9 protein-coding genes are annotated in these 11,119 nt (G+C 72.5%); 7 read left to right on the top strand and 2 right to left on the bottom strand.

What is annotated here, in order from left to right:
• The first annotated feature begins 84 nt into the window (after positions 1-84).
• Entirely contained in the window at positions 85-309 is a 225-nt protein-coding gene (locus tag ABZ810_RS44900; RefSeq protein ID WP_358413941.1) for a hypothetical protein, read from the top strand.
• A gap of 76 nt (positions 310-385) precedes the next feature.
• Here ABZ810_RS44900 and ABZ810_RS44895 read toward each other — a convergent pair whose 3' ends face one another.
• Positions 386-976 (bottom strand): DUF1349 domain-containing protein, encoded by a 591-nt coding sequence (locus tag ABZ810_RS44895; RefSeq protein WP_358413939.1) that lies wholly within the window; start codon positions 974-976, stop codon positions 386-388.
• Positions 977-999: 23 nt separating this feature from the next.
• The gene (locus ABZ810_RS44890) at positions 1,000-1,347 is read right to left on the bottom strand and encodes a MerR family transcriptional regulator (RefSeq protein ID WP_358413936.1); all 348 of its coding nucleotides are present in this window, start codon (positions 1,345-1,347) and stop codon (positions 1,000-1,002) included.
• Positions 1,348-1,407: 60 nt separating this feature from the next.
• On the opposite strand from ABZ810_RS44890, the gene ABZ810_RS44885 reads away from it, so the two are divergent.
• From ABZ810_RS44885 to ABZ810_RS44860, 6 genes are all read left to right on the top strand, one after another.
• Positions 1,408-2,607, top strand: coding sequence for an MFS transporter (locus ABZ810_RS44885; RefSeq protein WP_358413933.1), 1,200 nt, complete (start codon positions 1,408-1,410; stop codon positions 2,605-2,607).
• Between the two features lie 94 nt (positions 2,608-2,701).
• Positions 2,702-4,822 (top strand): bifunctional serine/threonine-protein kinase/ABC transporter substrate-binding protein, encoded by a 2,121-nt coding sequence (locus ABZ810_RS44880; protein ID WP_358413930.1) that lies wholly within the window; start codon positions 2,702-2,704, stop codon positions 4,820-4,822.
• The gene (locus ABZ810_RS44875; RefSeq protein ID WP_358413927.1) at positions 4,819-5,655 is read left to right on the top strand and encodes a DUF5753 domain-containing protein; all 837 of its coding nucleotides are present in this window, start codon (positions 4,819-4,821) and stop codon (positions 5,653-5,655) included. Before ABZ810_RS44880 ends, ABZ810_RS44875 begins: the two co-directional genes overlap by 4 nt.
• Positions 5,646-5,891 carry a DUF397 domain-containing protein gene (locus tag ABZ810_RS44870; RefSeq protein ID WP_358413924.1) on the top strand — a complete coding sequence of 82 codons (246 nt, stop codon included), beginning with the start codon at positions 5,646-5,648 and terminating at the stop codon, positions 5,889-5,891. The genes ABZ810_RS44875 and ABZ810_RS44870 overlap by 10 nt, the downstream gene beginning before the upstream one ends.
• A 95-nt stretch (positions 5,892-5,986) precedes the next feature.
• Positions 5,987-8,548: an ABC transporter substrate-binding protein gene (locus ABZ810_RS44865; protein ID WP_358413921.1), complete on the top strand. Its 2,562-nt coding sequence runs from the start codon at positions 5,987-5,989 to the stop codon at positions 8,546-8,548.
• A gap of 101 nt (positions 8,549-8,649) precedes the next feature.
• Positions 8,650-11,082 carry an ABC transporter substrate-binding protein gene (locus ABZ810_RS44860; protein ID WP_358413918.1) on the top strand — a complete coding sequence of 811 codons (2,433 nt, stop codon included), beginning with the start codon at positions 8,650-8,652 and terminating at the stop codon, positions 11,080-11,082.
• The last annotated feature ends 37 nt before the right edge of the window (positions 11,083-11,119 follow it).

Raw genomic sequence — 11,119 nt, 5'->3', positions numbered from 1 at the left:
TCTGAACGCCTTCGAGATCGCCTTCGAAGGCCGCCTGGCCGCCGCACGCAAGTAGAACCATCAAGATCGAGTTACACCGTTATCTTGACGGACCCGAGCGACTTCGCCAAGAAGCACGAGATCCGCGGCGTGGCGCGTGGTGAGGTCAGCGGGGAGGCCAAGTCGATCGTCAAGGTGCTGCGTGGGCGTGGCATCTGTGTCTCGGACGCGGCGCGCGAGCGGATCCTGGGCTGCACGGACGAGGCGCAGCTCGACGTGTGGCTGGACCGGGCCGTGACCGTCGAGACGGCGGAGCAGCTCTTCGACTGACGGGCGTGAGGGCTGGCGGTGTCTGGTGTGGCCTGGAGTTTTCTGGACGCACCGGCACCGCCAGTTGCCGTACGGGTCACCCTGATGGGGTGTGGAGGGTCGGATCGGCCGGGCCCAGAGCGAAGCTGGTGAAGCGGACTTGGAGGGCGGTGCTTTGGGGGGAGCAGCAGTAGGGGCCGGCTTGGGCGGGGGCGTCGGGGGAGAGCGGGGCTAGGCGGACCGTTCGCCAGGGGGACTGTGGGGTGCGGGCTCTCAGGGTGATGGCGTCGCCGGAGCGGCTGGCTCGGATGGTCACCAGGTGGTCGTTCCAGTCGGGGACGGGGGACAGGGACCAGTCGGAGCGGCCGTGGGTGACCACGGCGCCGAGGTGGGGGAGGCCGTCGGTCAGCTCGACGCCGGCCTTGATCCAGGTCTGCTCGTCGACGCGGATCATGAGGCCTGCCTGGTCGTAGACCGTGTCGAAGCGGGCCAGGAAGGTCACCTCGATCGCGGACTCGGTGGGGAAGGCCGTGAGGAGGGCGTGGCCGTCGTCGTGGACGAAGCCGTAGGCGGTGGTGCGCCAGAAGTCGGTCCGCTCGCGGGTGGTGACGATGAGGTCCGTGCCGTCCGTGGTGGTGGCCTGGGGCGGGTTGAGCCAGGCGGCATCGTCCCAGCCGAGCGTGCGCATGGGGTCCATGTATGCCTCGGGGGTCAGGGTTTGAGAGGGGTGTCGATCACGGCTTCCAGGAGGGTGCGGGAGGTCTGGAGGGTGGTGATGGCGGCGGTGATGCGGGCGTGTTCGCGGCGGAGGTCGGCGATCAGGTCGGGGCAGGTGGGGGCGAGGCCGTCGGTCAGGCAGGGCAGGACGGTGGCGATGGTGGCGGTGCTGAGGCCGGCGGCGAGGAGGTGGCGGATGCGGTGGACGGTCTCGACGTCGGTCTCGGTGTATTCGCGGTAGCCGCTGGGGCGGCGGGTCGGGTGCAGGAGGCCCTGGTCCTCGTAGTAGCGCAGCAGGCGTTCGTTGACTCCGGTGCGGCGGGCGAGTTCGCCGATTCTCATGTGGCCTCGCTCACTGGGGGTTGACTCTGACATGCATGTGAGACTTTAGCGTCCCTGGTCATGAGGAAGAGCTTCGTGATTCTGGTGGCCCTGTCCGCGAGCGTGTTCGTCGTCGGGACGTGTGAGTTTCTGGTCGCCGGGCTGCTCCCGCAGGTGGGGGCGGACCTCGGGGTGTCGGTGGGGACGGCCGGGCAGGCGGTCACCGCGTACGCGCTGGGAGTGGTGATCGGCGGGCCTCTGGTGGCGGTCGCGACCGTGCGGCTGCCGCGCAAGGGAGTGGCCCTGGGGCTGATGGTGGTGTTCGCCCTCGGGAACGGGGTGAGCGCGTTCGCGCCCTCGTTCGAGGTGCTGATCGCGGGGCGGGTGGTGTCGTCGCTGAGCCATGCGGGGTTCCTGGCGCTGGCGCTGGTGACCGCGACGCGGGTGGTGGAGGAGGGCAGGATCGGGTCGGCGATCTCCTTCGTGGTCTCGGGTTTCACCGTGGCGACGTTGCTGGGGGTACCGCTGGGGGCGCTGGTGGGCGAGCATGCCGGGTGGCGGACGCCGTTCGTGGTGCTCACGGGGCTGGCGGTGGCGAGCACGGTGTTGCTGGCGGTGGTGCTGCCGCGGCAGGAGTCCTCGTCCGCGGGTATCAGGCGGGAGTTGCGGGTGGTGACGCGGCGGCCGGTGCTGCTGACGGTCGCGACGACCGCCGTCGGGTTCGCCGGGGTGTCCACGGTGTTCACCTACATCGCGCCGCTGCTGACCGAGGTGAGCGGCTTCGGCGCGCCGATGGTGTCGGGGCTGCTGCTGGCCTACGGGGCCGGCAGCTTCGCCGGCAACCTGGTCGCCGGGCGGCTCAGCGACCGTTCGCTCGGCGGCACGGTGCGCGGGGTGTTCGGCGGCCTGACCGGGGTGCTGGCGTTGTTCCCGGTGGCGGCGATGGCCAAGCCGTCGGCGGTGCCCGCCGTGCTGATGCTGGGCCTGGTGGCCACCGCGACGATCGCGCCGCTCCAGGGGCTGATCCTGCGGTACGCCGCCGCGGCCCCCACCTTGGCGGTCGCGGTGAACGTGGGGGCGTTCAATCTGGGGGCCGCGGCGGGGTCGGTCATCGGCGGGGCGATCGTGGCGGCGGGCGGGCTGCGCTGGACGGGCCTGGCAGGCGCGGTGCTGGGCGCGTGCGGTCTGGCGCTGTCGTACCTGGCGGTTCCCCGCTCCGGGAGGTCGGCCGGCGGCACGGGCGAGCCCGCCGCGGAGCCGTCCGGTGCGGTCGTGCGCTGAGCCGGGCGGGCGAGTTGTTGGGTTATGGGGGCAATTGGAGGAGGGATGGGTGAGGCTTGGCGGGATGTGACGGTGGGTTTGAGGGAGTGGTCCCATGAGTGGGCCGTTGTTCGAGGACGACCCTCGGCGGGTGGGGGCGTTCGAGCTGGTGGGGCGGCTTGGCGAGGGCGGGCAGGGGGCGGTCTTCCTGGGGCGGGACGCCCAGGGGCGGGAGGTCGCGGTCAAGCTCCTGCACGCGCGGGTGAACGAGGAGGCGCGGCGGCGTTTCGTGCGGGAGCTGGAGGTCGCGGAACGCGTTTCGGGGTTCTGTACGGCGCGGGTGCTCGACGCGGACGTGGAGGGGGATCAGCCGTACATCGTCAGTGAGTACGTGCCGGGGCCCTCGCTGACGGAGGTGGTCGGCGACGAGGGGCCGCTGGACGCCGGGGCGTTGATGCGGCTGGCGATCGGGACGGCGACGGCGCTGGTGGCGATCCACCGGGCCGGGATCGTGCACCGGGACTTCAAGCCGCCGAACGTGCTGATCGGGCCGGGCGGGCCGCGGGTGATCGACTTTGGGATCGCGCGGGCGCTGGACTCGTCGACGGTGACGAGCCAGGTGGTGGGGACGCCTGCCTACATGGCGCCGGAGCAGGTGGCCGGGGGTGCGATCGGGCCCGCGGCGGACGTCTTCGCGTGGGGCTGCGTGATGGTGTTCGCGGCCACGGGGCGGTCGCCGTTCGGGGGTGACTCGATCCCGGCGGTGATGCACCGGGTGCTGCACGCCGAGGTGGACGTGAGCGCGCTGCCCGCGCCGCTGGCCTGGCTGGCGGGGGCGTGCCTGGCCAAGGATCCGGCGCGGCGGCCGTCCAGTTCGGAGGTGCTCTACCGGTTGCTGGGACAGGTGGGCGCGGAGCCGCCGGCGGGGGTGGATCCGGTCGAACGCGGGGCGGCGGTGATGACGGGCGGGCCTCCCGCGGTGGTGCCGCACCGGCTGTCGCCGACCCGGAAGAGGCTGCTGCTGGTCGGGCTGCCGGTCGGGCTCGTGCTGCTGGTGGCGATCCTGATCACCATTCCGAGGATCATCGCCGTTCTGCTGCTCAGCAGTGGGAACGGGGACGGGGGCGGGGGAGGCGGGGGCGGCGCGTCCGCCACGGGGACCGTGCGGGTGGCTCTGATGGCGCCGCTGAACGGGACGTTCGACGAGCTGCCCAACGCGCGGCTGGCGGTGGACGAGCACAACGCGACGAATCCGCGGACGCGGGTGCAGCTCGTGCAGATCGCGAGCAGTGCGGAGCCGGGGCAGGCGCCGTCGGTGGCACGCTCGGCGGTCGCGCGGGGGCCGGTGGCGGTCGTCGGGCCGACGTACGGGCATGAGATCGCGCTGGGGGTGCCCATCCTGAACGAGGCCAAGATCCCGGTCGTCTCCCCTTCGGCGGTCGGGCCGGCGGTGTCGAGCCAGGACTGGAAGTACTGGCACACGATGGTGCCCATCGCGGACGAGGCGGTGGGGGCGCTGGCCGTCCTCGCCGGGCGTGACGCGAAGGCGGCGCGGTTCGCGGTCGTCGACGACGGGCAGGAGGACGCCGGGTACGCGGCGAACGTGTTCGCGACGCGCGTGCAGGCCCCTCCGCAGGACAAGGAGGTCGTCCGCGTCACGGTGAAGCTGCCGGTCGCCGGGCCACTGGAGTCCGAGGTCACGGCCGCCGCCCGGAAGATCGTCGCATCCAGGGCGGACGCGGTCTTCTTCGGCGGCATCTTCGACACGACCGCGCGGGTCGTGAAGGCGACCCGGGCGATGGGGTTCAAGGGGCGCTTCTACCTGACGAACGGGTCGTTCACCGAGACCTTCGTCGAGCTGGCGGGCCGGGGCCCGGCCGAGGGCACGGTGATCGCATGCTCCTGCCTGAGCGCCCCGGCGGGCGCGACGGGCACGCCGCTGGGATACAGCGGTTACCTGGCCCGGTTCAAGGCGGCGAACGGAGGACGTACGCCGGCGCGGTTCGGGCCCGAGACCTACGACGCGATGACGGCCGTGCTGACGGCGATCAAGGCGGGCAGGACGACGGGCGAGGAGATCAACGCCTATCTCCGCGACATCGACACCCCGGGCGTGACCCAGCGCATCCGGTTCCGGGAGCAGGGGCAGCTCACCGACAGCGTCACCTACGCCTACCAGGTGCGCGGCGGCGCGTTCACGTTCCTCGGAAACTCGAGCACGGCATCGATCCGGTGACCTCGGCGGCGGCCGACGGCGGTGCCTCGGTGGCGGCGGAGGCCCGTGGTCCGGTGATCGGCTCGGCGTCGCGCGGCCAGGCCGCCTCGATCTCGAACCAGGACCGCCGCGAGGGCGTGGAGCTGTCGCTCGACCAGCTCGGCTCGCGCGCCGGTTACACCGGCTCGTACGTGGGCGCGGTCGAGCGCGCGACCGAGATGCCGCTCCGCGCGTTCGCCGTCCGTATCGACAAGGCCTTGGACGCGGGCGGCGCGATCGTCCGCCTCTGGGACGGGCTCCTGAAGGAGAGCATCTATCCACCATGGTTCGACTGGCCCGAACACGAACGAAAGGCGATCGCGCTCCGTTCGTTCCAACTCGCGCTGATCTACGGACTGTTGCAGACGGAGGCGTACGCGACGGACCTGCTTTACGGCGACAAGGCGACCGTGACCGCACGCATGGCACGGCAGAGCATCCTGACCCGGGAAGATCCCGTGCCGCCGATGCTGATCTGCCTGCTGGACGAGGCGGCGCTGCTACGGGACGTCGGAGGTCCGGAGGTGATGCGCGAGCAGCTCGAGCATCTGCTCGCGTCGGCGTCTGAGAACGTCAACATCCATGTCGTGCCGTCACGGCGCCATCGCGGTGTCGCAGGCTCGTTCGTGCTCGCGACACTGGAGGATCGGAGCGAGGTAGCGTACGTGGAGACGGCCGTTCGCGGGATCACCACGGGCGAGCCCAAGGACCTGCGGACAGCCTCCGAGAGGTTCGAGGCGATCCGTTCGCTCGCCCTCCCCGTCGACCAGTCGCTCGAACGCATCGAGAGGATCAAGGTGGAGAGATGGACCTGAGCGGTGCCCGGTGGCGCAAGGCCAGTCGCAGCGGTGACAACGGCGGAAACTGCGTCGAGCTCGCATTGGTCTGGCGCAAGTCCAGCCACAGCGCCGACAACGGTGGTGACTGTGTTGAGGTCGCTTCGCAGCCCGGCATCGTTGCCATGCGTGACAGCAAGGACCCGGACGGCGGCGTTCTGCTGCTGCCGCGTGACACGTTCAGGCGGCTCGCGGAGCAGATTCGGCAGGGTTAACCGGATCGTTCGAAAGACGGCGAACGCGGCAAACTGACATCTTGCGGGGAGCGTCATATCGGTGACGCGCGAGCCTGATCTCCCGGAGGTTGCCGATGGCCGAGCCCCTGCTGCCCGACGATCCCCGGCGGGCGGGTGCGTACGAGCTGGTCGGACGGCTCGGCGAGGGCGGGCAGGGCGCCGTCTTCCTCGGCCGCGACGAGCAGGGGCGCGACGTCGCGGTCAAACTGCTGCACGCCCGCCTCGGGCGGGACGAGGAGGCCCGGCGGCGGTTCGTCCGGGAGCTGGAGGTCGCGGAACGGGTTTCCGGATTCTGCACGGCTCGGGTGCTGGACGCCGACGTTCAGGGAGACCAGCCGTACATCATCAGCGAGTTCGTCTCCGGGCCGTCGCTGACCGAGGTCGTCAAGAAGGACGGGCCCCTCGACCCGGGGGCCCTGATGCGCCTGGCGATCGGGACGGCGACCGCGCTGGTGGCCATCCACCGGGCCGGGATCGTGCACCGCGACTTCAAGCCGCCGAACGTGCTGATCGGGCCTGGCGGTCCGCGCGTCATCGACTTCGGGATCGCGCGGGCACTGGACTCCTCGGTGGTCACGATCACCAGCCAGGTGGTGGGCACGCCCGCCTACATGGCGCCCGAGCAGGTGGCGGGCGCCGCGATCGGGCCCGCGACCGATGTGTTCGCGTGGGGCGGCACGATGGTGTTCGCCGCGACGGGACGCCTGCCGTTCGGCGGAGACTCCATCCCGGCGGTCATGCACCGGGTCCTGCACGCCGAGGCGGACGTCAGCGCCCTGCCCGGCCCGCTCGCCCATCTCGTCGGATCCTGCCTGGCCAAGGACCCGGCGCGGCGTCCGTCCAGCTCGGACGTGCTCTACCGGCTGCTGGGCCTGGCAGGCGCCGAGCCCCCGGCGGGGACCGACCCGGTCGAACGCGGCGCGGACGCGATGACCAGCGCCGACACCGCCCAATTCCCGTCCTCGGCACCCGCCCCACCCCCGCAGACGACACCCCCAGGCCCTTTCACCCAACCGCCGCCCCCCGGCCAACCCGCGCCGTACGGCCAGGTCGCGCACCCAGACCAGGCGGCAGCGTTCGGGCAGGCCGCGCCCTCCGGCCAGCCCTCGCCTTATGACCAGGCTGCGCCTCCGGGCCAGGTGGCAGCGTTCGGGCAGGCTGCGCCTTCCCCGGCCGCGCAGTACGGGCAGGTCGCGTCCTCCGGGCAGGCACCGTCCTCCGGACAAGGAGCGGCCTCCGCGCAAGGGGCGTCCTCCGGGCAGGCCTCACCCTCTGGGCAGGCGGGGCCGTACGGACAGGCCGGGCCGTACGGGCAGGCGGTGCCCTCGGGGCAGGCGGGGGCGCCGGGGCAGGTTGGGGGGTTTGGGCGGCAGGCGGCGGCGACGCAGCCGGCGGGGGGTGGTGCGGCGCGGTCACGGCGGCGGCTCCTGACCATAGGGCTGCCGGTGGCGCTGGTGTCGCTCGCGATCGCCGTGCCCACGGCGGTCATCCAGTTCCTCCCGGACGACGACAAGGGCGGGGGCGGCGGGGCGGCCGGGGCAGGCGGGGGGACCATCCGGGTCGGGGTGATGGCGCCCATGTCGGGGGAGCTGAACGAGTCGTTCGGCAAGTCCGCCCTGGCTGGCGCCAGGCTCGCGGTCGACCGGCACAACGCCGCCGACCCCCGGACGAGGGTGGAGCTCGTCCCGGTCGACTCCGGCGACGGCACTCCCGCCCAGGCCACCGCGAACGCACGGCGGGCGACCGGGCTCGCCGCCGTCGTCGGGCCCATGCTCGGCGGCGAGACGCAGGCGGCGATGCCCACGCTGGAGCAGCAGAAGATCCCCGCGATCTCGCCGTCGGCGGCCGCCGGGCAACTCGCGACCAAGGGCTGGAAGTACTGGCACACCTTGGTCCCCGACGGGGAGGAGGCGGTGAACGCCCTGGCCCAGCTCGCCGCCAAGACGTCCACCCGGTCCGCCACGGTCGTGGTGCTGGACGACGACAAGGACGAGTGGGCGCAGACCGCAGCCAACGTCTTCGCGACCCGGATCCAGGCGCCGCCGTTGACCAGGAAGGTCCGGCGGGCCACGCTGAAGCTGAAGGACGACCCGAACCGCACCGACCAGTCCGCCGTGGTCAAGAGTCTCGGCACCGCCGAGGTCGTCTTCTACGGCGGCTACTACCCGCAGTCCGGGGCGCTGATCAAGCAGGCCAGGGCGGAGGGATTCAAGGGACGGTTCGTGCTGGGCGACGGCTCGTTCGACCCCACGCTCGTCGATCTGGCGGGCGGCGGCGCCGAGGGCACCCTGATCACCTGCTCGTGCGTCGACGCCAGGCAGGGCACCACGGGGATGCCCAAGGCGTTCACGGACTTCATGTCGAACTACGCGAAGGCGAACGACGGCGCCAAGCCGGGCACGTACGCCGCCGAGTCGTACGACGCGATGACCGCGATCCTCGCCGCCGTGAAGGCGGGCAAGCTGACCGGACCGGAGATCAACCTGTACCTGGGCGACATCGACGAGCCGGGGGTGACGCAGCGGATCAGGTTCAAGGAGCAGGGCCAGCTCACCGACAGCATCAGCTACGCCTACCAGGTGCGCGGCCAGAAGCTCACCCTGCTCGGGCCCGCCGCCACGGCGAAGCTGAGCTGACCGACGAGAACCTGGGGCTTCCCGGAGGGGCGGCCAGCTGAGATCTTTCGGGAAGCGTCATATCGATGAAGCACGGTCCTGATCCCGCCGGGAGGATGCCGATGGCCGAGCCCCTGGAGCCCGACGATCCGCGGCGCGCGGGTGCGTACGAGCTGGTCGGACGGCTCGGTGAGGGCGGGCAGGGCGCCGTCTTCCTCGGACGCGACGAGCACGGGCGTGACGTCGCGGTCAAGCTGCTGCATTCGCGGCTCGGGAGGAACGCCGAGGCGCGGCGGCGGTTCATCCGGGAGCTGGAGGTCGCCGAACGCGTCTCGGGGTTCTGCACGGCGCGGGTGCTGGACGCCGACATGCTCGGCGACCGGCCGTACATCGTCAGCGAGTTCGTGCGCGGCGAGTCGCTCAGCGAGCACGTGCGGAGCGACGGGCCGATGGGGGAGAGCGACCTCATGCGCCTCGCGGTGGGCACGGCGACGGCGCTGGTGGCGATCCACCGCGCCGGGATCGTGCATCGCGACTTCAAGCCGCAGAACGTCCTGATCGGCTTCGGCGGGCCCCGGGTGATCGACTTCGGCATCGCCCGCGCCCTCGACTCCGCGGCCCTCACCATGACCAGCCAGACGGTCGGGACGCCCGCCTACATGGCGCCCGAACAGGTGGCGGCCGACACCGTCGGGCCCGCCGCCGACGTGTTCGCCTGGGGCGGGACGATGGTCTTCGCCGCCGGCGGCCGCGCGCCGTTCGGCAGCGACTCGATTCCGGCGGTGATGCACCGCGTCCTGAACGCGCCGCCGGACCTGAGCGCGCTGCCCGCCCCGCTCGCCGAACTCGTCGCCGCCTGCCTCGCCAAGGACCCGGCCCTCCGCCCGTCCGCCTCCGACGTGCTGTTCCGCCTGCTCGCCCAGATCGGCGCCGAACTCCCCGCCGGGACCGACCCCCTCGAACGCGGCGCCGAGGTCGTCTCCACGGCGGTCACCCCCCTCCGGCCCTCGCCCGCGGACCAGACCCGCCCCGAACCCGCCCGCCTGGAGTCCCAAGCCGCGCCGCCGGACCCCGGGCCTTCACCTTCGCGCCCCGCCCCACCGCACCCAGGACCTGAGCCTGCGCGCCCGGGACCTGAGCCGGGGCCTGCGGGGCAGGAGCCTGTGTCCCCCGGGCCCGGGTCTGTGCCTCCCGGGCCTGAGGCCGCGCGTCCGGAACGTGAGCCTGCGCGCCCGGGGCCCGGAGCTGGGTTCTCCGGGTCTCAGTCCGTGCGTCCGGGGGCTGAGCCTGGGCTGCCGGGGCCCACCCCGCCGCCGCGTGCGGGGGGTCGGCGGCGGCCCTGGGTTCTGGCGACGGTGCCGGTGGCGTTGGTGGGGCTCGCCGTGGCGGTGCCGGTGGCGTTCGCGGTGTTCCGGCCTGACAAGGGCGGCGGTTCGTCCGGCGGAGGCGCTCCGGCCGCGGTCAAGGTGGGCGTGATGGCGCCGCTGACCGGGAGGTGGGCGAAGGACGGCGCGTCGATGATGGCGGGGGCGAAGCTGGCGGTCGCGGAACACAATGCCGGCAACGCGCGGACGCGCGTCGATCTCGTTCCCATCGACACCCAGAGCGACCCGGCGCTCGCGTACGCGGCGGCGTCCCGGATCGCGGGGCAGGGGCTCGTCGCGGTCGTGGGGCCGCTGTTCTCCGGCGAGAGCATGGCGAGCGGGCCGACGCTCGAGCAGCTCAAGCTGCCCAGCGTCTCCCCGGCGGCGACGAACGCGGAGCTGGCGACCAAGGGCTGGAGGTACCGGCACGCCGCGGTTCCCGACGCGGCCCAGGCGGTGCGCGCCGCGGTGCCGCTCGCCGGCTGGCGGTACGACCCGTACGGCACGCAGCAGATCGCGGTCCTGGAAGACGAGCAGCCCGTGACCCGGGCCGCCGCCGACGTGTTCACCGCCCACGCGCGCAAGGAGGCGGGCGAGAAGGTCAGGGAGATCACCGTCACCACGTCGAACGATCCCGAACCCGAGGACTTCGCGGGGGCCGTGGCACGGCTGAACGAGGGCGGCGTGGTGCGGGGGGCGTTCTACGGCGGCTCTCCCGACGCGGCAGGTGCCCTCATCAGGCAGGCCCGCAAGGACGGATTCACCGAGCGTTTCGTCCTCACCGACAACGCGCTGGACGGCCGGTTCATCAGGGAGGCGGGCGGCAAGGCCGCGGAGGGCACGCTGCTCGTCTGCTCGTGCCTGGACGTCGGCTACGGGACGACAGGGTTGCCGAAGGCCTTCGCCGACTTCCGGACGCGGTACGCGAGGGCGAACGGCGGCGCGCGGCCGGGCCTCCATGGCCCCGAGACCTACGACGCCACGAGATCGCTCGTCCACGCGGTCGCCTCGGGAGCGACGTCGGCGGAGGCGATCAACACCTTCCTGCGGACGATCGACCTCCAGGGCGTGGCCCAGCGCATCCGGTTCGACGGCCAGGGGCGGCTCACCGACGGCGTGACGTACGTCTACCAGGTCAAGGACGGGAAGTTCGTCCTGCTGGGGCCCTCGACCACGGCCAAGATCGGGTAGCGCCGGGCAGGCACCGGGAAAGGCCGGTGACCGGGAG

Source organism: Spirillospora sp. NPDC047279, from assembly GCF_040643285.1.
Lineage (GTDB): Bacteria > Actinomycetota > Actinomycetes > Streptosporangiales > Streptosporangiaceae > Spirillospora.
The sequence above is the reverse complement of the archived record's forward strand: the minus strand, read 5'-3'. Positions and strand labels throughout refer to the sequence as shown.